The 21,181-nt window shown below is 73.3% G+C and carries 17 protein-coding genes; 8 read left to right on the top strand and 9 right to left on the bottom strand.

Annotated features, from left to right (window positions below; genetic code table 11):
* Positions 1-5: 5 nt before the first annotated feature.
* Positions 6-902, top strand: coding sequence for an NAD(P)-dependent oxidoreductase (locus tag BA175_RS25630; RefSeq protein WP_069173889.1), 897 nt, complete (start codon positions 6-8; stop codon positions 900-902).
* Positions 903-1,069: 167 nt separating this feature from the next.
* Here BA175_RS25630 and metX read toward each other — a convergent pair whose 3' ends face one another.
* The 3 genes from metX to BA175_RS25615 form a co-directional block, all read right to left on the bottom strand.
* Positions 1,070-2,233, bottom strand: a complete 1,164-nt coding sequence (gene metX / locus BA175_RS25625; RefSeq protein ID WP_069173888.1) for a homoserine O-acetyltransferase MetX — start codon at positions 2,231-2,233, stop codon at positions 1,070-1,072.
* A complete protein-coding gene (locus tag BA175_RS25620) occupies positions 2,230-3,591 on the bottom strand; it encodes a bifunctional o-acetylhomoserine/o-acetylserine sulfhydrylase (RefSeq protein WP_079159806.1) in 1,362 nt (453 codons plus the stop codon). Before BA175_RS25620 ends, metX begins: the two co-directional genes overlap by 4 nt.
* Positions 3,592-3,973: 382 nt before the next feature.
* Positions 3,974-4,843, bottom strand: coding sequence for a SigB/SigF/SigG family RNA polymerase sigma factor (locus tag BA175_RS25615; protein ID WP_069173887.1), 870 nt, complete (start codon positions 4,841-4,843; stop codon positions 3,974-3,976).
* A 706-nt stretch (positions 4,844-5,549) separates the two neighbouring features.
* Here BA175_RS25615 and BA175_RS25610 point away from each other — a divergent pair.
* Positions 5,550-6,821, top strand: a complete 1,272-nt coding sequence (locus BA175_RS25610) for a PP2C family protein-serine/threonine phosphatase (protein ID WP_079159804.1) — start codon at positions 5,550-5,552, stop codon at positions 6,819-6,821.
* Positions 6,822-6,945: 124 nt separating this feature from the next.
* Positions 6,946-8,163: a glycoside hydrolase family 6 protein gene (locus BA175_RS25605; RefSeq protein WP_069173886.1), complete on the top strand. Its 1,218-nt coding sequence runs from the start codon at positions 6,946-6,948 to the stop codon at positions 8,161-8,163.
* 394 nt (positions 8,164-8,557) lie between these two features.
* Here the strand turns inward: BA175_RS25605 and BA175_RS25600 are convergent, their stop codons facing one another.
* The 5 genes from BA175_RS25600 to BA175_RS25580 all read right to left on the bottom strand — a co-directional run bounded on the left by BA175_RS25600 (position 8,558) and on the right by BA175_RS25580 (position 13,572).
* On the bottom strand, positions 8,558-9,064 hold the full coding sequence (locus BA175_RS25600) for an NUDIX domain-containing protein (protein WP_069173885.1): 507 nt from the start codon (positions 9,062-9,064) through the stop codon (positions 8,558-8,560).
* 254 nt (positions 9,065-9,318) lie between these two features.
* Entirely contained in the window at positions 9,319-9,732 is a 414-nt protein-coding gene (locus tag BA175_RS25595; protein WP_069173884.1) for a PTS-dependent dihydroxyacetone kinase phosphotransferase subunit DhaM, read from the bottom strand.
* Positions 9,729-10,346, bottom strand: a complete 618-nt coding sequence (dhaL, locus tag BA175_RS25590) for a dihydroxyacetone kinase subunit DhaL (RefSeq protein ID WP_069173883.1) — start codon at positions 10,344-10,346, stop codon at positions 9,729-9,731. Before dhaL ends, BA175_RS25595 begins: the two co-directional genes overlap by 4 nt.
* Before the next feature lie 39 nt (positions 10,347-10,385).
* A complete protein-coding gene (gene dhaK, locus BA175_RS25585) occupies positions 10,386-11,378 on the bottom strand; it encodes a dihydroxyacetone kinase subunit DhaK (RefSeq protein WP_069173882.1) in 993 nt (330 codons plus the stop codon).
* Between the two features lie 109 nt (positions 11,379-11,487).
* Entirely contained in the window at positions 11,488-13,572 is a 2,085-nt protein-coding gene (locus tag BA175_RS25580) for a SpoIIE family protein phosphatase (protein WP_069173881.1), read from the bottom strand.
* Positions 13,573-13,795: 223 nt separating this feature from the next.
* On the opposite strand from BA175_RS25580, the gene BA175_RS25575 reads away from it, so the two are divergent.
* From BA175_RS25575 to BA175_RS25565, 3 genes are all read left to right on the top strand, one after another.
* Complete coding sequence (locus tag BA175_RS25575; RefSeq protein ID WP_069173880.1) at positions 13,796-14,365, top strand: TetR/AcrR family transcriptional regulator; 570 nt, start codon at positions 13,796-13,798, stop codon at positions 14,363-14,365.
* Positions 14,366-14,754: 389 nt separating this feature from the next.
* Complete coding sequence (locus BA175_RS25570) at positions 14,755-15,939, top strand: GDSL-type esterase/lipase family protein (protein WP_069173879.1); 1,185 nt, start codon at positions 14,755-14,757, stop codon at positions 15,937-15,939.
* Between the two features lie 157 nt (positions 15,940-16,096).
* Positions 16,097-18,214 carry a SpoIIE family protein phosphatase gene (locus BA175_RS25565; RefSeq protein WP_069173878.1) on the top strand — a complete coding sequence of 706 codons (2,118 nt, stop codon included), beginning with the start codon at positions 16,097-16,099 and terminating at the stop codon, positions 18,212-18,214.
* Positions 18,215-18,270: 56 nt separating this feature from the next.
* Here the strand turns inward: BA175_RS25565 and BA175_RS25560 are convergent, their stop codons facing one another.
* Positions 18,271-18,867, bottom strand: coding sequence for a DUF1349 domain-containing protein (locus BA175_RS25560; RefSeq protein WP_069173877.1), 597 nt, complete (start codon positions 18,865-18,867; stop codon positions 18,271-18,273).
* A 181-nt stretch (positions 18,868-19,048) separates the two neighbouring features.
* Here BA175_RS25560 and ctaD point away from each other — a divergent pair, with 181 nt between their 5' ends.
* A complete protein-coding gene (gene ctaD / locus BA175_RS25555) occupies positions 19,049-20,704 on the top strand; it encodes an aa3-type cytochrome oxidase subunit I (protein WP_069173876.1) in 1,656 nt (551 codons plus the stop codon).
* Complete coding sequence (gene ctaF / locus BA175_RS25550; RefSeq protein WP_069173875.1) at positions 20,701-21,090, top strand: aa3-type cytochrome oxidase subunit IV; 390 nt, start codon at positions 20,701-20,703, stop codon at positions 21,088-21,090. The genes ctaD and ctaF overlap by 4 nt, the downstream gene beginning before the upstream one ends.
* Positions 21,091-21,181: the final 91 nt, after the last annotated feature.

Below are 21,181 nucleotides of genomic sequence, written 5' to 3'. Positions count from 1 at the left end.
CCGTCATGACCACCTCCTCCTCTGCGGGTGCCACACCCGGCAGGCCGTCCGTCGCGGTCCTGGGTACCGGCATCATGGGTTCGGGGATGACACGCAGTCTGCTGAGGGCGGGGCTCCCCGTACGCGCCTGGAACCGCACCCGGGCCAAGGCCGACCCGCTGGCCGTCGACGGCGCCACCGTCACGGACACGGCCCAGGAGGCGGTGCTCGGCGCCGATGTCGTCCTGACCGCGCTGAACGACGGACCGTCCGTCGTCGAGACCCTCACCGCCGCAGCCCCGGGCCTGCGCCCCGGTCAGGTCTGGCTCCAGAGCGCCACCGTCGGGCTCGACGCCACCTGCGACCTGGCCCACCGGGCCGCGGACCTCGGCCTCCTCTACCTCGACGCCCCGGTCTCCGGCACGCGGCAACCCGCCGAGCAGGGCACGCTCACGGTGTTCGTCTCCGGCCCCTCCGGCGCACGGACGACGGCGCTGCCGGTCCTGGAGGCGATCGGGCAGCGCACCCTGTGGGTCGGTGAGGAGCCGGGAGCGGCCACCCGGCTCAAACTGGTCGCCAACACCTGGGTGATCAACTTGGTCAGCAGTGTGGCGGAATGCCTCAATCTCGCCGAGGGGCTCGGGCTGGACCCGCAGCTCTTCCTGGACGCCATGAAGGGCGGCCCGCTGGACACGCCGTATCTGCGGGGCAAGTCCGCCGCGGTGCTGTCCGGCGACCTCACCCCGAGCTTCGCGCTCTCCACGGCGCTCAAGGACGCCCGGCTGATTCTCGACGCGGCAGGGACCGCCGGAGTGACGCTGGACCTCGTCGCAGCCGCCGCCGAGCGGTTCGCCCGCGCGGAGGCGGCCGGACACGGTGACCAGGACATGATCGCCACCTACTACGCGGGTCGCGCCGAATAGCCGCACAGAGCCGTCCGGCAGCCGGAGACAGCCCGCGGCGGGTTCCTCAAGCCCCCGGGGGACGGCGTCGCCCCCTGGACGACGGGGGAGGGGCGCGCCGTCCCCGCGCCCACGGCGAGGGCTTCGGGCGAGCTCCTCCCGCGGAGTAAGGGGGGCAGGGCGCGCGGTCACGAGCGCCGGGAGGTGAGCAACTCCCGTACGAGCGCTCCGACGTGTGCGGTCTCGACGAGAAATCCGTCGTGCCCGTGCGGTGAGGGGATGACCCGCAGGCGCCCGGCGCCCGGCAGCAGCTCCGCCAGCTCCGCCTGCTGCGCCGGCGGATACAGCCGGTCCGAGTCGATGCCCGCGATCAGGGCGGGCATCCCCGCCCCGCGCAGGGCGCGGGCCGCCCCACCACGGCCGCGGCCCACGTCGTGACCGTTCATCGCCTCGGTGAGCGTCACGTAGCTGCCGGCGTCGAAGCGGCGCACCAGCTTGGCAGCGTGGTGGTCCAGATACGATTCCACCTGGTAGCGCCCGCCCTGGGAGGGAACTTCCCCGGCCTGGGCCGCCCGGCCGAACCGCGACGCGAGCTCCGCCTCGCTGCGGTAGGTGACATGGGCGATCCGCCTGGCCTGTCCGAGACCCCGGTGCGGACCGGAACCCGGCGGCGCGTCGTGGTAATCGCCTTCCCGCCATCCGGGGTCGTCGCGGATCGCCGCGATCTGGAGGCTTCCCCAGGCGATCTGCTCCGCCGAGGAAGCGGCCGGGGCGGCGAGCACCAGGAGCGACCCCGTGCGGTCCGGGAGGCACACCGCCCATTCGAGGGCACGCATGCCGCCCATCGAGCCCCCGATCACCGCGGCCCACCGGCCGATCCCGAGGGCATCGGCCAGCCCGGCCTCGGCCGCCACCTGGTCACGGATCGTCAGGCGGGGGAAGCCGGCGCCCCAGCGGGTTCCGTCGGGCCGCCGGGAGGACGGGCCGGTGCTGCCCTGGCAGCCGCCCAGGACGTTCGGGGCGACGACGAACCACCGGTCGGTGTCCAGGGCCCTGCCCGGTCCGATGAGCGCGTCCCACCAGCCCGCCGTCGGATGCCCCGGGCCCGCGGGGCCCGCAGCGTGGCTGTCACCCGTCAGCGCGTGCAGGACGAGCACCGCGTTGCTGCCGTCCGGGGCGAGCCTGCCCCAGGTCTCGTACGCCATCCGCACCTCCGGCAGCGCGGTACCGGACTCGAGCGGCAGAGCGTCCGTGAGCGTCACCCAGCGACGGCGTCCCGGCGGGTCCCCGTCCCGCCGGCCGCCGGAGGCCGGCGGGACGGGGAACGCGGGTGGCGCGGTGACGCTGTTCAGGACGCCGCCTTCGCGGCCCGGAACCCGGCCTCCAGATCGGCTTTCAGGTCGGCCACGTTCTCCAGCCCCACCGAGAGCCGCACCAGCCCGGCGGTGGCGCCCGTGGCGGCGAGCTCCTCCTCGGTCAGCTGGCTGTGCGTGGTGGACGCGGGGTGGATGATCAGGCTCCGTACATCACCGATGTTGGCGAGATGGCTGAACAGCTCGACCGCGTCCACGAACCGCTTGCCTGCCTCCACCCCGTCCCGCAGTTCGAAGGCGAGTACGGCTCCGGCGCCGCGCGGCAGGTAGCGCCGGCCGGTCTCGTACCACGGGCTGGACTCCAGTCCCGCGTAGTGCACCGCGGCCACCTCGTCGCGGCCCTCGAGCCACCGGGCCAGTGCCAGCGCGTTGGACGTGTGCCGCTCCAGGCGCAGGCTGAGCGTCTCGACACCTTGCAGGAGCAGGAACGCCGAATGCGGGGAGAGCGCCGGTCCCAGGTCGCGCAGCAACTGCACCCGCAGCTTCGCCGCGAACGCGCCGTGACCCAGGTCGGGCCAGTACCTCAGGCCGTGGTAGCTGGGGTCGGGGGCGTGGAAGTCCGCGAAGCGCTCCGCGTGCGTGCCGAAGTCGAAGGTGCCGCCGTCCACCACCACACCGCCGACGGTCGTGCCGTGCCCGCCGAGGAACTTCGTCGCCGAGTGGACCACGATGTCGGCGCCGTGCTCGAGGGGCCGCAGCAGGTAGGGGGTCGGCACGGTGTTGTCGACGATCAGCGGGACGCCCGCCTCGTGCGCGGCGCCCGCGACGCCGCGGATGTCGAGGACGTCCCCGCGCGGGTTGCCCAGCGTCTCCGCGAACAGCGCCTTCGTCCGGGGGCGGACCGCCGCCCGCCACGCCTCGATGTCCGAGGGGTCCTCGACGAACGACACCTCGATGCCGAAGCGGGGGAGGGTGTGCCGGAACAGGTTGTACGTACCGCCGTAGAGGGAGGCTGAGGAGACGATGTGATCCCCCGCACCCGCCAGGGTGAGGATCGCCAGTGTCTCGGCCGCCTGCCCCGACGCCAGGGCGACCGCGGCGACCCCACCCTCCAGCGCGGCGATCCGCTGTTCCAGGACGTCCTGGGTGGGGTTGTGGATCCTGGTGTAGATGTTGCCCGGCTCGGCCAGGGAGAAGAGGTCGGCGGCGTGCTGGGTGTCGCGGAAGACGAACGAGGTCGACTGGTAGATCGGGACCGCGCGTGCACCGGTCGTCGGATCCGGGACCGCGCCGGAGTGGATCTGCTTGGTCTCGAAGGACCAGGCGGGCCCGCTGTCCTGGGGGTCGTGGCCCTCGGTGGTGTGCCCAGCGGTGACGGAGTCGAGCGGCTGGCTCATGTCTTTCCTCGCACGGTGGTTCAGTGGCGGACGTACGCGCGGGCCCGGATGGCGACGCGGCGGCGACGGACTGGTTACGGACCGTAGAGGGCGCCTGCGGGGCCGGGGAAGTGGAGCGCGTGAGTGGCCATGAAGTTGCAATACCGCGGCAACAGAAGCAGCCGCCCTGACGCGCGCGAGGTGGAGACGGCGAGGCGGACCACACGGGAGCCGGCCGGCGTCCCGTCGGCGAGGGCGGTGCAACGGCTGCCGGGCAGGCGGGGCGAATCGCCGGCGGAGTGCCGGGACGGGCGGTGTCACCGATGGGGCGCCCGGGGGCGGGCGACATCACCGAGGGGGCGGGTCGAGTACGGGGTGAGCAGGGCGGTCACGCGTGAGGAGGTCAGTCCCGCGTGAGCATTCCGCTACGCAGCTTGCCGAGGATCCGGGTGAGCAGCCGGGAGACGTGCATCTGGGAGATGCCCAGCTCGTCACCGATCTGAGCCTGGGTCATCTCCTGGCCGAACCGCATCTCGATGATGCGCCGCTCACGCGTGTTCAGTTCGTCCAGCAGCGGCGCCAGCGTGTGGAGGTTCTCCACCGTCTCCATGGCGGGGTCCGGCTCGCCCAGCACATCGGCGAACGTGCGGCCGTTCGTCCGGCCCCCCGCGTCCACGGCGTCGGCGGGCAGGTCGAGCGAGCCCGCCGTGTACCCGTTGGCGGCCACAATCCCCTCGGTGACCTCGCTCTCGTCGAGCCCGAGATGGACGGCGAGTTCCCGGACCGTGGGGTCACGGTCCAGATCGGCCGCCAGGGCCTCCTTCGCCTTGGCCAGATCGACCCGCAGCTCCTGCAGACGCCGCGGCACATGCACCGACCAGGTGGTGTCCCGGAAGAAGCGCTTGATCTCGCCGACGATGTACGGGACGGCGAACGAGGTGAACTCGACCTCGCGGGAGAGGTCGAAGCGGTCGATGGCCTTGATCAGGCCGATCGTGCCGACCTGGATGATGTCCTCCATGTCGCCGCTGCCCCGGTTACGGAAGCGGGTGGCCGCGAACCGTACGAGGGAGAGGTTCATCTCGATGAGCGTGTTGCGCGCGTACTGGTGCTCCGGCGTGCCCTCGTCGAGGGACTGGAGCCGGTCGAAGAAGAGCTTCGACAGCGTGCGTGCGTCCTGAGGCGCGATCTTCCCGGCGTCCTCTATCCACGGAAGGCCGTCCGTGGCTTCCGCTCGGTCCACGCCGGCGGTCTGTGCCATGTGCGTCGTCATCTCGTCACGCTCCCCGGCTCGATGGACTTGAGATCCAGGCGCCTGCCCGCACTGCGGCAACCCATGCCTTTACCAACGGATCTGAGCCGAAATCACCGTACTGCCGGCCCCTGGCAGCGCCGTCACCCGCACCGCGACCCGTGTGACGTCCGGCTCCGACAGGCGTGGGAGCACGCGGAACCGCCCCACCGGTACGGGGGAGCCCGGTGGGGCGGCCGTACCCAGAGTGCCACAGCCGAGGGCCCGTTGGGGGCGGATCCGCGCAGCCGATGCGATCCGCCCGCTCCGCCCCGTGGTCCGGACCGCGGGACCCACCGCCACACGGTGCGCGCGGCACGGGGTGCGGTACGTGACACGTGCTCGTGAACATCCCGGCGCGCCCGGCCGTACCCGCAGGCCGCTGTGCCCGGTGCCGCAGGCGGCGACCGCGTACGCACCGCGGTCCGCCGGCTCCCCGGCCGGCCGGGCGGGGAGGACCACGCGCCCGCCCCGGGCCGGCGACAATCCTGGGACAGCCGGCGGGGAACGCCCGGCCGAGCCACGGCCCGGCCCGTGTCCACCGCACGCCGGCGCCGCCGGACCTGCTTCCTGTCCGCGTCCGTCCCGGCGGGACCCGGCACGCAGGACGGCGGCAGGACCCCGCGCCAGGGGGCGGGTAGCGTGGAACACAGGGGCGTGAAGCGACGAGCGCGCGGGAGGCGGTGCCGTGGCCATGGGACTGCGGCGCCGGGCGGCGGCACGCAGGAAGCCGTTGCCCGGGACGGATCCGGACGAGTCGGAGGCGGGTGCCTCTCGGATCGGTAACGGGACGCTCGCGCTGTCGGTCGGCTCGCTGACGGCCGGGCTCGTCGCGCTGGACGCACTCACCGGACGCGAACTGCCGCTCATCCCGCTGCTGATCATCGTGCCCGCGCTGGCCTCGGTCTTCTGCTCGGTCCGGCAGACCGTCGCCGTGGCGTCCTGGGTCACCCTCGTGGTCGTCGGCTCCCAGCTCGCGGTGACGGGAGCTTTCTGGGACGTCGTCTTCCTCATCGGCTTCACCACCCTCGGCAGCGCCCTGGGGGTGGTGGCCTGCGCCGCGCGCATCCGGCACGCGACCGAGATGGCCCGGCTCCGCTCGGCCACGGTCGCCCTGCAACGGCAGATCCTGCGTCCCCTTCCGATCGTCACCCGGCAGATCCTGGCGCAGGGCTTCTACGAGCCCGTCGAGGAGGACCGGTACGTCGGCGGGGACATCTACGAGGTCGTCCAGTCGCCGTTCGGGACACGGGTGATCATCGGCGATGTGCAGGGCAAAGGACTGCCGGCGATCGGCGCCGGGTTCGCCGCGCTCGGCGCGTTCCGGGAAGCGGCCGTGCGGGAGCCCGACCTCACCGCGGTCGCCGACGCCGTGGAGAACGCCGTCTCCCGGCACAACGCCTTCTCCGCCGAGACGGGAGAGACCGAGCGCTTCGTCACGGCCCTGCTGCTCTGCTTCGACGGCGGAGACCGGGTACGGGCCGTGAACTGCGGTCATGTGCCGCCCCGCCTGCTCCACGACGGATCGGTGTCCCCGGTGCGCCTGCGCCGGACGTCCCTGCCCCTGGGGCTGGGGGACCTCTGCGGAGAGGCGCGTGCCGCGGAGACGTTCCCCTTCCCGCCCGGCGCCGCCCTGCTGGCCTGCACGGACGGCGTGACCGAGGCGCGCGACGCCGCGGGATCGTTCTACCCGCTCGACGAGCGGATCGGCGGCTGGGCGGAGCGCGGACCGCGCGAGGTGGCGGAGGCATTGCGGACCGACCTGCGGACGTACGCCGCCGGGGTGCGCAGCGACGACGTCGCGGTACTCCTCCTCAGCCGTCCGGACGAAGCCGCCGGCCCCACGCCGGAACGCGAACGCGAGACGGCCGTGACCGGCCGCGGTGCGTCGCGGGCCGCCGGTGGACGGGAAGCGGGCGCGCGGGCCGGCCCGCCGGGCGACCGGCCGCTCCGGAAGTGACGGTCGCACAACTCTTGACGCATACATGGTCATCCGAAACGCTCATGGGAGCGCTCCCGCGCGTATGAGTGGGAGCGCTCCCGCACGTTCCTCGTGCATCGCCGCGACAGAGGGATGGACACTCATGCGCACCAGAACGACGCTGTTCACAGCCGTGCCGCTCGCCTGCGCGGCCGCTCTGCTGCTGACCGTGCAGACAGCCGCGGCCGGCCCCGCGGACGAGGGCGCGCGCTCCGGCTCCGGAGCATCCGCCGCCCGGACCGCCGGCCAGGAGGGCACGCGGTTGTACGCGCCCGAGGCCAACCCCGGCGCGTACAGCCAGGTTCACGACCTCGTCCGGCAGGGACGGCTGGGCGACGCGGCGGGCGTCGTCGCCATGGCCCGCACTCCGCACGCCGTCTGGTACGGCGACCAGAGCCCCGCCGAGGTCGAGAGCCGGGCGAGGGGCGTCGTCCAGGAGGCGGGGAAGCAGCGGTCCGTCCCGGTGTTCGCCCTGTACAACGTCCCGGGCCGGGACTGCGCCAACTACTCGGGCGGCGGTGCGTCCACGACCGCCGAGTACCGCGCGTGGATCGACGCCGTCGCCCGCGGTATCGGTGGCCACGAGGCCATGGTCGTGCTGGAGCCGGACTCGCTCGCCCTGCTCCCGGCCGACTGCGGCCAGGACGACGCCGAAGGCACCAGGACGGCGGCCCGCTACACGGAGGTGAACTACGCGGTCGACACCCTGGAGCCGCTCGCCCGTACGAAGGTGTACCTCGACACCGGGCACCAGGGCTGGCACTCGGTCAACAGCATCGTGCCGCGCCTGCTGAAGGGCGGCGTCGAGCGGGCCACCGGCTTCTACACCAACGCGTCGAACTACCAGAGCGAGGACGCCAACGCCTGGTACGGCAAGCTGATCTCGTCCTGCCTCGCCTACGCGGACGCCGGCGGCGACAGCGCCGACTGCCCGGACCAGTGGTGGCCGCGCACCGACGCCCAGGCCTGGCTGGACGCGCACGTCGACGCCGATCCCGCGCGGATGAAGCACTTCGTCACCGATTCCAGCCGCAACGGCCGGGGCGCCTGGACCCCGCCCGCGGGGAAGTACACCGACCCGCAGGAGTGGTGCAACCCGCCGGACCGCGGGCTGGGTGCCCGCCCCACCACCCGTACGGGCGACCCGCTGCACGACGCCAGGCTGTGGATCAAGATCCCCGGGGAGTCCGACGGGCTCTGCCTGCGCGGTACCGACGGGCCCGAGGACCCGGAGCGCGGGACCGTCGACCCGGCCGCCGGCGCCTGGTTCCCGCAGCAGGCGCTCGAACTGGTGCGGTTCGCGCAGCCACCGCTGTCCTGACGACTCCTGCGGGGAGGGAGCCGACGGCTTGCGCGACGGCGTACGCTCCCGTCGTCCGTCAGGCCTGCCCCCGCCACCTGCGCGGCGGGCCGGCCCGGATCCACCGGCGAGTTGCCGGCACCCGGCCTGTGCCGCCCCGAGGACCTGTCCGTCCTTGTCGCCGCGCCCTCCGCCGGACAGCAGCGTTCGCTCGCACCGCCCGGCCGGCAGCCCGGCCGGTCTGCCGGCCGTGGACGAACCGACGAACCACCTCGCCCAGCCTGGGCGAGGACCTGGAGACCGCGCTCGCCCGGTATCCCGGGGCCGTCGGCGGCGTCCCGCACTACCGGAGCTTCCGCAGCCGGTTCCCGCGTGACCGCCTCAACGTCCCGGCCGCCGGTGCGGGCAGGAGAGCCTACGGCCGCGGGGGGAGTCGCCCGTCCCGCACGTAACGCCGCAGCCGGTCCACGAAGACCCGCTGGCCCACCACCAGGCGTTCCGCGGCCTCCTCCGGCGTGCACCAGGCGAACCGGTCCATCTCCGGGAACTCCCGCTGCACGCCGGAGCCCCGCGGCCACTCCATCGTGAAGGTCCCGGGGACCGCGCGCGCAGGGTCCAGGTCGCCCTCCACCGCCCACACGGTCACCCGTTTACGGCTCGGCTGCCGCACCTCTCCCAGCGGCACCCACGTGCCGTCCGGGACGGGCAGCCCCAGCTCCTCCTCGAACTCCCGGCGGGCCGCCGCGGCGGGCTCCTCATCGGGCTCGTACTCACCCTTGGGCACCGACCAGGACGCCGTCTCGCGGCCCGCCCAGAACGGACCGCCCATGTGCCCGATCAGCACCTCGGCGTCCTGCCCGTCGTCCCCGCGGGGGACGACGCGGAAGAGCAGGATCCCGGCACTGCGCTTGGCTGTCGGCATGCCGTCAAGTGTGCGGGGCGCGGACGCCCGTGACCACCGGACCGGGCCGGCGCCCGTGGAGCCCGCCCACCGGTCACCCGGGGGGCGCCGGCCGGGTGTGCCGCCGTGCCGGAACGGCGCACCGGGGCCCGCTCGGCCGCCCGTACCGACGCCACCGGGGGCACGCTCGGCGGAAAGGGAACACGCGGTGGGCCGGCCAGCCCTCCGGCCGCTCCCCGCGTGAGGGGGCGGCCGGAGGGTGGCCGGCCCTGCCTTCACGTCTTGCGGTAGCCGTACGCCTCCGTGGCGGCCGCCTCCACCGCCGCGAGGTCACCGCCCGCCGACGCGGTCACCAGGGCGGCGACCGCCCCCTCGACGAACGGGGCGTCCACCAGCCGGGAGCCCTCGGGCAGTTCGCCGCCTTCGGCCAGCATGGCCTTCACCGTCAGCACCGCACTGCCCAGGTCGACGAGCAGCGCCACCCCGGCGCCCCCGTCGACCGCCCTGGCCGCCTCCGAGATCAGCTCCGCACTCGTGCCCAGGCCTCCTGCGGACGTCCCCCCGGCCGCGGCGACCGGAGCCGTCGCACCACCGGCCGCCAGCCCCCTGGCCAGCTCGGCGACGGCCTCCGCGACCGGCCCGCTGTGCGAGACCAGGACTATTCCGACCTGCCGATCCCCGGTGTTCACGCGCCGCCTCCACCGCTCGCCCCGGCCGCCTCCACGAGTGCCCCGACCAGCAGGGCCGAAGAGGCCGCCCCCGGATCCTCGTGCCCGATGCTGCGCTCACCCAGATAACTGGCCCTGCCCTTGCGTGCCAGCAGGGGCACGGTCGCCGCCGCGCCGGCCAGCGCCGCGTCCCGGGCGGCCTCGGCCGAGGTCCCCAGCGCCTGGACGGCCGGCAGCAGCGCGTCGAGCATCGTCTTGTCACCGGCCTGCGCCCCGCCCAGCTGGGCCACCGCCGCGACGCCCTCCCCGAGTGCCTCGGCCAGCTGCCCGGTGCTCACCTCGGGTGCCTCGCCCAGTGCCCGGCCGGTGCGGCGCAGCAGGGTCCCGTACAGCGGCCCCGACGCACCGCCGACCGTCGAGATGAGCTGCCGTCCCGCCAGCGTCAGCACGGCCCCCGGAGTCGCGGGGGACTCCCCGCCGAGGGCGGCGGTCACCGCGGTGAAGCCGCGCTGCAGGTTGGTCCCGTGATCGGCGTCGCCGATCGCGGCGTCCAGGTCGGTCAGCCTGTCGGCCTCACGGTCGACGGCCGCCGCGGTGGCGGTCATCCAGCGACGGAAGAAATCGGTGTCGAGCACACCCTCTCCTGTTCCTCGCGCACGTCACGGGCGGTCCGTTCACCGGCCCCAGCGGAGCGCGGGCGTCTGTACCGGCGCGTCCCAGAGCCGCAGCAACTCCTCGTCCACCTGGCAGACGGTCACCGAGCAGCCCGCCATGTCGAGCGACGTCACGTAATTCCCCACCAGCGTACGAGCCACCGGTACACCGCGCTCGGACAGCACCCGCCGCACCTCGGCGTTGAACCCGTAGAGCTCCAGCAGGGGCGTTGCGCCCATCCCGTTGACCAGCACCAGCACCGGCCCGCTCGGGCGCAGGTCCTCCAGCACCGCGTGCACCGCGAAGTCGGCGATCTCGCCGGACGTCATCATCGGGCGCCGCTCCCGGCCCGGCTCGCCGTGGATACCGATGCCCAACTCGAGTTCCCCTGAGGGAAGGTCGAACGTCGGGCTCCCCTTGGCGGGGGTGGTGACGGCGCTGAGCGCCACCCCGAAGCTGCGTGCCGACGCGTTCACCTGCCGGGCCACGGCCTCCACCCGCTCCAGCGACGCGCCCTCGTCCGCGAGGGCGCCGGCGATCTTCTCGACGAACAGGGTCGCGCCCGTGCCCCGCCGGCCCGCCGTGAAGGTGCTGTCGGTCACCGCCACGTCGTCGTCGACCAGGACCCGGGCGACCCGGACGCCCTCCTCCTCGGCGAGTTCGGCCGCCATGTCGAAGTTCAGTACGTCCCCGGTGTAGTTCTTCACCACGAACAGGACGCCCGCGCCGCTGTCGACGGCGGCGGCGGCCTTCACCATCTGGTCGGGCACCGGGGAGGTGAAGATCTCACCGGGACACGCCGCGGACAGCATGCCGGGCCCGACGAATCCCGCGTGCAGCGGCTCGTGCCCGGATCCGCCGCCGGAGACGAGGCCCACCTTGCCGGCCACGGGCGCGTCGCGCCTGAGGACCAGACGGTTCTCGACGTCCACGGTGAGTTCGGGGTGGGCGGCGGCCATGCCGCGCAGTCCGTCGGCGACGACGGTCTCAGGGACGTTGATGAGCATGCGCAACGGAGCCTCCTGGGAAGGGTGCCTGCCGGGCCGCGGAGCCGGATCGGACCGGACACCAGTATCGAAGACGAGCATCTGATCGGCCACCGGCGCGGTGAGGCGGACGCGGTCAGCTCGCTCCCGTCACCGATATCTCGCACCAGACGGTCTTGCCGTCCCCCCGCGGTTCGACGCCCCAGTCCGTGGCCAGTTCCTCGAGGAGCATGAGCCCGCGGCCCGAGGTCGACTGCTCGGTTGCGGCCCTCCGTCTGGGGGAGGCCGTCGAGGTGTCGGTGACGGCCAGGCGCACCGCGCGCCCCTCCTCGCTGACGACGCTGGCCGTGAGCGTGGCGCTGCCGCGGGTGTGCAGCAGGGCGTTGGTAGCCAGTTCGCACGCGAGCAGTTCCGCCGTGTCGGCCATCGCGTCCAGGGACCAGCGGCCGAGCGCTGTGCGCAGGGCGCGGCGTGCGGCCTTGAGGGAACCGGCGTCCGCGGGGGTGACGGTGACCTCCATCCGGGGGTCGGCCGCGTGCTCCCCGGGGAAGCGCCGCATCACCAGCAGGGCCACGTCGTCCTCGCCTCCCGTGTAGCCGCCCATCGTGCGCAGCAGGTGGTCGGCGAGGGTGTCGGGATCGCGGGGACCGGTCCGGAGTTCGCCGAGGAGGCGGGCGCGCCCCCGGTCGATGTCCTCGCTGCGCGCCTCGACGAGGCCGTCCGTGCACAGGAGCAGGGTCGAACCGGGTTCCAGGACGGTCTCGAGGGCCGGATAGGCGGGCTGGGCTCCCGGGGCGGTGAGGCCGAGCGGCAGTCCTCCCGGGGCGTCGAGCCAGTCGCAGGTGCCGTCCGGCCGGCGCAGTACGGCGTCGAGGTGCCCGGCGCGGACGAGTACGGTCAGACCGGTGGCGGGGTCGAGGAGGGCGAACAGGCAGGTGGCGAACCGGTCCGTGTCCAGCTCGGCGAGGAAGGCGGAGGCCCGGGCCACGACCGTCGTGGGCGGATGCCCCTCGGCGGCGTACGCCCGCAGGGCGATGCGGAGTTGGCCCATGACGGCCGCGGCGGTCACGTCGTGGCCCTGGACGTCCCCGACGACGGCGGCCATGCGGCCGTCGGGCAGGGGGAGCGCGTCGTACCAGTCGCCGCCGATCCCGCTCTGGGCCCTGGCCGGCCGGTAACGGGTCGCGAGTCCCAGTCCGGGTACGTGCGGCAGGTGGCCGGGGAGCATGGCCGTCTGGAGGCCGGCGGCCAGCTCGTGCTCGCGGTCGTACAGCAGGGCCCGTTGGAGGGACTGGGCGATGACCTTGCCCAGCGCCGTCAGCACCGTCCGCTCGTCGTGCGTGAAGGGCGCCCGGCCGTCGTAGGTGAGGCCCAGCGCGCCGATGGCGTCGTCGTGGGCGATCAGCGGCAGGTACACGGCGGCCGTGGCGTCGGAGAACATCCTGAGGTACGGGCCCATGGCCGGGTAGCGCGCCGCGTACTCCCTGCGGCTGGTGATGAAGACCGTCTCCCGGGTGCGGGCGGCGTCGGTGAGCGGCAGGTGCTCGCCGAGGCGTGCCAGGTGGAAGTCGCGGACCAGATCCGGATGCACGCCGTTCGATCCGGCCAGCCGCATCCGGGCGTTGTCCACCAGGCCGAGGATGATGCTGGCGGCGCCGAGCTGTTCCATCAGCAGCGTCGTGGTGAGCGCGTCGGCGACGTCGTCGACCGTGACGGTGGGGGCGAGCGCGTCGCTGACGTGCCCGACGATGTCCGCCTGCCGTCTGCGGTCGAGCCGGGCCTGGCGCAGTTGTTCGGTCTGTTCGAGCGCCCGCAGCTCCTGGCTGGCGTCCCGGATGATTCCGATGACCCGTACGGGGCGCCCCTGCTGGTCACAGACCACATGGCCCTGGGTGTGCGTCCAGCGCAGCCAGCCGTCGCGGTGCCGTACGCGGAAGTACAGGCTGAAGCCCGTGCGGGTCCGCAGCGCCCGGTCGACCTGGTCCTGGACCGCGCTCAGCTCGCCCGGCACCATCCGCTCGCCCAGGGTGCTCAGGCGGCCGTCGTACTCGCCCGGGCGGAACCCCATCACGGTGAGGCCCGCCTCGTCGTACCGCATCGTGCCGCTCGCCAGGTCCCAGGTGAAGCTGCCCATGCCGTTGGCGGCCAGGGCCACGTGCGCGGCGACCGGGCGCTGCCGCCCCTGGTCGGGCCCGTTGTCGCGTCGGCCGAATCGATGCATCCAGCACCTCCTGCTCGCACGGCCGCCCGGCCCCGTCCGGAGGGTGGCACAGGCGCCCGTTCGGGGCGCGAGCACACGCCCATTCTGCGCGGGTGCGGCGGCGCACGCCCGTCCTGCCGCCCGGCCCCCGGTCGACCAGGGCGCCGAGAGACCTTCAAGCTCATGCCACTTGCCTAAAGCTATTAGGTAAATGCATAATGGAGTCCGCTGAAGGAGGACGGGCATGGTGCGCGCAGGACTGACCACGGAGCGGCTGACACGGGCGGGGGCGGAGCTGGCCGACGAGGTCGGCTTCGACCAGGTGACCGTCTCTGCACTCGCCAGACGGTTCGACGTCAAGGTCGCGAGCCTGTACTCGCACCTGAAGAGCTCCCAGGACCTCCGCACCAGGATCGCCCTCCTGGCCCTGGAGGAACTGGCCGACCTCGCGGCGGCCGCCCTGGCCGGGCGGGCGGGCAAGGACGCCCTGACGGCCTTCGCCGACGCCTACCGCGACTACGCCCGGGAGCACCCCGGGCGCTACGACGCCGCGCGGTACCGGCTCGACCCCGAGGCCGCCGCGGCGAGCGCCGGGGGCCGGCACGCGCAGATGATGCGGGCGATCCTGCGCGGCTACGACCTCGCGGAACCCGACAGCACCCACGCCGTACGGCTGCTGGGCAGTGTCTTCCACGGCTACGTGAGCCTGGAGGCGGCCGGGGGCTTCAGTCACAGCGCCCCGGACGCGCAGGAGAGCTGGGAGTGGACCCTGGACCGCCTCGACGCGATGCTCCGCAACTGGCCCATGCGCTGACCCCGGCGTGACGGCCGGCCCCGGCAGCGGCCGGGCGGCCGTCACCACCGGCCTCCGGCGCCCCGGTCCGAGGCCGGCCGTCACCGGTCCTGGCCTCCCGGCGCGTCGGGCCGCCCCGGCAGCCGCCGGCCGTCCATCACCACCGGCCCTGGGCTCCCCGCTCCGAGGCCCGGCCACCACCGCCCGGAGACTTCCGGTCGGCCGGCCGTCCCCCGCCGCCGGCCCGGTCTTCCGGCCGCCTGCCTGCGGCCCCGGTCTTCCGGCTGCCCGCCACCGGCCCCGGCCTTCCCCTACGCCGTCAGGCCCGCCCGGTGCGCCGGCCTGACGGCGTACCCGAACGGCCCCCACCCCGACCCACTGACAGCCCGACCCACTGACAGGACGAGATCATGAACCACCCGGACCACTGGATCACCACACCCGTCACCGCGGACCTCCTGCGAGGCGCACTCGATCTGGAGCGGACCGCGCACGGTGTCCTGCCGCACCGGCTCCCCGCGTGGGCCCGCGCCCAGAACACCGACCCGCAACTCGCCATGGCGGAGTCCCAGCCCTCCGGCGTCCGGCTGGTCTTCCGCACCCGGGCCACCCGCATCGAGATGGACACACGCCCCACCAAGCGGGTGTACGTGGGGGCCCCGCCCCGCCCGGACGGCCTGTACGAGCTGCTGGTAGACGGCCGGCCGGCCGGCAGCGCCCACGTGGACGGCGGCAGCACCCTGACCATCGACATGACGGCCGGGACGGCCGAGCACCGGGACGGCCCGGCCGGCACTCTCCGCTTCACCGGCCTCCCGGACCGGGTCAAGGACGTCGAGATCTGGCTGCCGCACAACGAGACCACCGAGATCGTCGCCCTGCGCACCGACGCCCCCGTCGAGCCCGGGCCCGACTCGGACCGCAGGGTGTGGCTGCATCACGGCAGCTCCATCAGCCACGGCTCGGACGCGGCGGGCCCCACGACCACCTGGCCCGCACTGGCCGCCTCGCTCGGCGGCGTGGACCTCGTCAACCTGGGGCTGGGCGGCAGTGCGCTGCTCGATCCCTTCATCGCCCGCGTCATGCGGGACACCCCCGCCGACCTCCTCAGCGTCAAGATCGGCATCAACATCGTCAACGCCGACCTGATGCGGCTGCGCGCCTTCACGCCCGCCGTCCACGGCTTCCTCGACACCCTGCGTGAGGGGCACCCCACCGCCCCGCTGCTGGTCGTCTCACCCCTCCTGTGCCCGATCCACGAGGACACTCCCGGGCCCAGCGTCCCCGACCTCACGGGGCTCGGCACCGGACGCCTGCGGTTCCGGGCCGCGGGGGACCCCGCGGAGCGGGTGAGCGGCAAGCTGACCCTGCGCGTCATCCGCGACGAACTGGCCCGGATCGTCGAGCAGCGGGCGGCCGAGGATCCCCACCTCCACTACCTCGACGGCCGGGCCCTGTACGGGGAGTCCGACGCGGAGGAACTGCCGCTGCCCGACGCGCTCCACCCGGACGCCGCCACCCACCGGCGTGTCGGCGAACGCTTCGCCGAGCTGGTCCTCGCCCCCGGCGGCCCCTTCGCTGCGGGCGGTGCCTGAGCGTCCCCGCACCGGCGCGGAGGAACGGGGGCCGCGGCGGCCCGTCAGGGAGCGGACTGGTTGAGGGCCGGCCGCCACAGGCGCATTCTGGGACGAGAGCCGCGACCGCGGTCCGCGGACGACGGGCCGGTCAGCGGCGGAGGGCGAGTGGTGGCGCATGGAAGAGCGTGACCAGCAGGCCGACGGGACCCCTACCCGAGCGCCCACGGCCCGGACGAGGGCGCGCATCCTCGACCAGCTGCCCGTCGCAGTGACGTTCTTCGGCCGCGACCAGCGGCTGTCGATGGCCAACACGGCCGCCGCGGCGGCCGTCGCCCGGACGGAGGCGTCCTTGTTCGGGCTGTCACCGGGCGAGATCGACGCCGGGGTCCTGGTACGCGGCGGGGAACGGCTCGCCGAGGCGATCGACCGGGTGATGGGGACCGGCGAGGCGGAGTCCTACGAGACGCACCTGGTCCTCGCCGACAGCGAGGTCGTCCGGGAGGCCGTGCTCACCCCGGTGAGGGACGCCGCCGGAGCGGTCCTGGGCGTCTCCGTGGTGACCCTCGACACCACCGCCCAGTTCTGGGCACGCCGGCGCATGGCCGTCCTCGACCGGGCGAACACGCGCATCGGCAGCACCCTGGACGTGGGCCGCACCGCCGAGGAACTCGCGCAGATGGCCACCGAGGACTTCGCCGACTTCGTCACGGTCGACCTGTTCGCCGAGGTACTGACCGGCGACGAGGCGCGGTCCCCCTCCCGGGGGAACGAGATCGCGTTTCTCCGCGTGGCGCAGAGTTCCGTCCTCGACGGTTGCCCCGAGTCGGTCGTCGGGGTGGGCGAGGCGCACACCTACGACCGCGAGTCCCCGGTAGGCCGCACGCTCGCCTCCGGCGGGGTCTCCCGGTTCGCGGTCGACGACCTGGCCCTGCGCCGGTGGGCAGGGGGAGACCCCGCGCGGGTGCGCAGCATGAGAGCCCACAAGATCCACTCGGTGATCGTCGCCCCGCTGAGAGCCCGCGGTGTCACGCTCGGCATGGCCACGTTCTGCCGTCACCGCACGCCCGACCCGTTCGAGGACGGTGATCTCTCCCTCTGCGGCGAACTCGTCTCGCGCGCCGCCGTCTGCGTGGACAACGCCCGCCGCTACACCCGGGAACGGGCCACCGCCCTGGCCCTGCAGCGCAGCCTCCTGCCCAGCCGGTACGCCCCGCAGAACGCCGTCGAGGTGACCTCCCGGTACGTACCGTCCACGGTCGGCGCGGGCATCGGCGGGGACTGGTTCGACGTCGTCCCGCTCTCCGGTGCCAGGGTCGCCCTCGTGGTGGGCGACGTCGTCGGCCACGGTATCCACGCCTCGGCCACCATGGGCAGACTGCGCACCGCCGTACGCGCCCTCGCCGAGGTCGACCTCGCCCCGGAGGAACTGCTGACCCAGCTCGACGACCTGGTGATGAAACTCGACCACGAGGAGGAGTCGGGGGCGGCCGGCACGGCCCCGGTCGCCGGCGCGACCTGCCTGTACGCGGTGTACGACCCGATCACCGGCCGCTGCACGATGGCCAGGGCCGGCCATCCCGAGCCGGTCCTCGTCCGCCCGCACGAGAGGCCCGAGAAACTGCGGCTGCCCCCCGGGCCGCCCCTCGGGGTCGGGGGGGTCTCTTTCGAGGCGGCCAGGTTCGACCTGCCGGAAGGCAGCCGGCTCGCCCTCTACACCGACGGCCTGGTGGCGGTGCCGGGCCGGGACGCCGACGCGTCCCTCGCCGAACTCTGCCGCCTGCTCGCGCGGCCCGAGACCTCCCTCGAACGCACCTGCGACACCGTGATGAGCACCCTGGTGGCCGAGCGGCCGGAGGACGACGTCGCCTTCGTGCTGGCCCGCACCCGCCGGCTCGGCGAGGAGAACTACGCCTCCTGGGACCTGGCCGCCGACCCGGCCGTCGTCGTGGACGCGAGGAAGCACGCCGCCGCCCAACTCGAGACGTGGGGCCTGGACGACGCCGTCCTGACCACCGAACTCGTCGTCAGCGAACTGGTCACCAACGCCATCCGCCACGGCGGGCCGCCCATCACCCTGCGCCTCATCCGCGACATGTCACTCGTCTGTGAGGTGTCGGACGGCAGCAGTACGGCCCCGCACCTGCGTCGAGCCCGGATGTTCGACGAGGGCGGCCGGGGCCTTCTGCTGGTGGCGAGTGTCACCGAACGCTGGGGCACCCGGTACAGCGGCACCGGCAAGACCATCTGGGCCCAGCAGCCGCTGCCCGGGGCGCCGGGCACGGACGGCTCCTGAATCGGCGACCGGCCCGCTGCTGTGCCGGTCCGCACCCGCAGGCGACCGGCCCCGGCCTACTGCGGGTGCAGAGCGGTGTCCGCGGGCCCGCTCGTGAAGCCGGTGAAGCGCACACGCAGCCCCTCGCGCTGCGGAGAGCAGCAGAACGGACCGGCGAAGGCGGCCGCGTCCGGGTCCAGGGGTGCCAGGCGCACCAGGCGCCACGGCAGGTCGTCGCACCGGGCCCGGACCGTGACGGCGTCACCCGAACGGCTCACCCGTACGGTGACGTGGCGCCCGGCCCACTCCGGGACGGGTGAGAGGGACCAGTCGGACACCCCGCGGGTGACGACGGCGCCGAGGTGCGGAACGCCGTCGGACATCTCGACGCCCGCCTTGATCCAGGTGCGTTCGTCCACCCGCACCATGACCCCGGCCTGGTCGTACAGCTCCTCGAAGCGTGCGAGGAAGGTGACCTCGACGGCGGTCCCGGAAGGGAAGCCGGTGAGCAGGGCGTGCCCGTCGTCACGCACGAAGCCGTAACTCGTGGTGCGCCAGAAGTCGCTCCGCCCCCGGGCGGTCACCTCGAGGCCGTCACCGTCGTCGACCGCGTCCAGGGGCGGGTTGAGCCAGGAGGCCCGCGCCCGGTCCACTGCCGTCTGCTGCCCGTCCATACGTCTCCTCGGTCGCCGGCGAGTGATTCTACGGGCCGTCAGGAGGCCGCTCGCGGGGAGCCGGGGCGGGGCCGTCCCGGCATTCATTCCCGGCACGCCGCACGCGTACGGGAGCGAGTGCGGCTCGCAGTGGAAGAGTTGCGGCGGTCGGGTTCGGCGGTTCCAGAGGTGCGGAGGGCGTATGACAGCGGTGCGGGACGCGGCCCAGGAGGCACCTCCGGATCACGGCACCACCCGTCGCACGGGCCAGGGCGCCACGGTGCTGCGCTGGCTGTCGACCACGGACCACAAGGTGATCGGGTACATGTACCTCGTCACCTCCTTCGTCTTCTTCCTCTTCGCCGGAGTGCTGGCGATGCTGATGCGGGCCGAGCTCGCCCGGCCCGGCCTGCAGGTCATGTCGAACCAGCAGTACAACGAGCTGTTCACCGTGCACGGAACGATCATGATGCTGCTGTTCGCGACCCCCACCTTCACGGGGTTCGCCAACGCGGTGATGCCCCTTCAGATCGGGGCGCCGGACGTGGCCTTCCCGAGGCTGAACGCCTTCACCTACTGGGTCTACCTCTTCGGCGGCCTGATGGTCGTCGCCGGCTTCCTGACGGCCGACGGGGCGGCGCCCTTCGGCTGGTTCGCCTACGCGCCGCTGAACGGCTCCCGGTTCTCGCCGGGCAGCGGCGCCGACCTCTGGGTGATGGGCCTGGTGGTGGCCGGACTGAGCACGATCCTCGGATCCGTCAACTTCATCACCACCGTCGTCTGCCTGCGCGCGCCCGGCATGACCCTGTTCCGCATGCCGATCTTCACCTGGAACGTCCTGTTCACGTCGATCCTCGCGCTCCTGGCCTTCCCGGTCCTCACCGCGGCCCTGCTGGCCCTGGAGGCGGACCGGAAGTTCGGCGCGCACATCTTCGACGCGGCCAACGGCGGCGCACTGCTGTGGCAGCACCTCTTCTGGTTCTTCGGCCACCCCGAGGTCTACATCGTCGCCCTGCCCTTCTTCGGGGTGATCACCGAGATCATTCCCGTCTTCAGCCGGAAACCGATCTTCGGCTACGTCTCCCTGGTGGGCGCCACGATCGCGATCACCGGGCTCTCCGCCACGGTGTGGGCCCACCACATGTTCGCCACGGGCGCCGTCCTGCTGCCCTTCTTCTCCCTGATGTCCTTCCTGATCGCGGTACCCACCGGGGTGAAGTTCTTCAACTGGATCGGCACCATGTGGAGAGGGTCGCTCTCCTTCGAGACGCCCATGCTGTGGTCGGTCGGGTTCCTCGTGACCTTCCTCCTGGGGGGCCTGACCGGTGTGCTGGTGGCATCCCCACCGCTCGACTTCCACCTGACGGACAGTTACTTCGTCGTCGCCCACCTGCACTACGTGCTCTTCGGCACCATCGTGTTCGCCACCTTCGCCGGCTTCTACTTCTGGTGGCCGAAGTTCACCGGGCGCATGCTGGACGAACGGCTCGGCAGGATCCACTTCTGGGTGCTGTTCACGGGGTTCCAGCTCACCTTCCTCGTCCAGCACTGGCTCGGCGAGCAGGGGATGCCGCGCCGCTACGCCGACTACCTGGCGGCCGACGGATTCACGGTCCTCAACACCCTCTCCTCGATCGGGGCCTTCCTGCTCGGCCTGTCCACCCTCCCCTTCCTCTACAACGTGTGGAAGACGGCCAGGTACGGCGAGAAGGTGACCGTCGACGACCCCTGGGGCTGGGGGCGCTCACTGGAGTGGGCGACCAGCTGCCCTCCGCCCCGGCACAACTTCCACGCGCTTCCGCGGGTCCGCTCCGAGTCCCCGGCCTTCGACCTTCACCACCCGGAGGTGCCCTCATGAGAACAGAGGCCTGGCTCTTCACGGGCACCGCGGTGTTCTTCGGCGTGACCGGATCCCTCTACGCCGTGTTCGCCCAGGAGCCGGCCGGCATCGCGGCCCTCCTCGTGTCCTTCCTCATGTCCGGGCTCATCGCCGTCTTCCTGTGGCGGCAGTACAGGCGGGACGGGCGGCGGCCGGAGGACCGCGGGGGAGCGGAGGTGCGGTCCGTCGGCGGCCGGAGCGCCTTCTTCCCCGCCCGGAGCTACTTCCCCGTGGTCGCCGCCGCCGGATGCGCGCTGACCGGCCTCGGAGTGGTCGAGGGCCTGTGGCTGACGCTCATCGGTGTGGGCGTCCTGCTCCCCGGCGTCTTCGGGTTCGTCTTCCAGAACCTCGGCCACCCGGAGTAGCGGGGGTCCGGGCCGGCCCGTCCGGCTCCGGTGCCGGACCCGTACGCACGTGATCCGGTCCGGCGAGCGACCTGCCGCTGCTCCTGTTCAC

The organism is Streptomyces griseus, assembly GCF_001715295.1.
In the GTDB taxonomy this organism is placed as follows: Bacteria; Actinomycetota; Actinomycetes; order Streptomycetales; family Streptomycetaceae; genus Streptomyces; species Streptomyces griseus_G.
This window is presented reverse-complemented; position numbering and strand designations above follow the sequence as displayed.

What these genes read in the sequence shown, in the direction of transcription:
- BA175_RS25580 (WP_069173881.1), bottom strand. Translation starts at nt 13,572, where the DNA reads ATGCATCGATTCGGCCGACGCGACAACGGGCCCGACCAGGGGCGGCAG.
- ctaF (WP_069173875.1), top strand. Translation starts at nt 20,701, where the DNA reads ATGAGAACAGAGGCCTGGCTCTTCACGGGCACCGCGGTGTTCTTCGGC.
- BA175_RS25630 (WP_069173889.1), top strand. Translation starts at nt 6, where the DNA reads ATGACCACCTCCTCCTCTGCGGGTGCCACACCCGGCAGGCCGTCCGTC.
- BA175_RS25570 (WP_069173879.1), top strand. Translation starts at nt 14,755, where the DNA reads ATGAACCACCCGGACCACTGGATCACCACACCCGTCACCGCGGACCTC.
- ctaD (WP_069173876.1), top strand. Translation starts at nt 19,049, where the DNA reads ATGACAGCGGTGCGGGACGCGGCCCAGGAGGCACCTCCGGATCACGGC.
- BA175_RS25600 (WP_069173885.1), bottom strand. Translation starts at nt 9,064, where the DNA reads ATGCCGACAGCCAAGCGCAGTGCCGGGATCCTGCTCTTCCGCGTCGTC.
- BA175_RS25575 (WP_069173880.1), top strand. Translation starts at nt 13,796, where the DNA reads ATGGTGCGCGCAGGACTGACCACGGAGCGGCTGACACGGGCGGGGGCG.
- BA175_RS25615 (WP_069173887.1), bottom strand. Translation starts at nt 4,843, where the DNA reads ATGACGACGCACATGGCACAGACCGCCGGCGTGGACCGAGCGGAAGCC.
- BA175_RS25605 (WP_069173886.1), top strand. Translation starts at nt 6,946, where the DNA reads ATGCGCACCAGAACGACGCTGTTCACAGCCGTGCCGCTCGCCTGCGCG.
- BA175_RS25620 (WP_079159806.1), bottom strand. Translation starts at nt 3,591, where the DNA reads ATGAGCCAGCCGCTCGACTCCGTCACCGCTGGGCACACCACCGAGGGC.
- BA175_RS25565 (WP_069173878.1), top strand. Translation starts at nt 16,097, where the DNA reads ATGGAAGAGCGTGACCAGCAGGCCGACGGGACCCCTACCCGAGCGCCC.
- BA175_RS25560 (WP_069173877.1), bottom strand. Translation starts at nt 18,867, where the DNA reads ATGGACGGGCAGCAGACGGCAGTGGACCGGGCGCGGGCCTCCTGGCTC.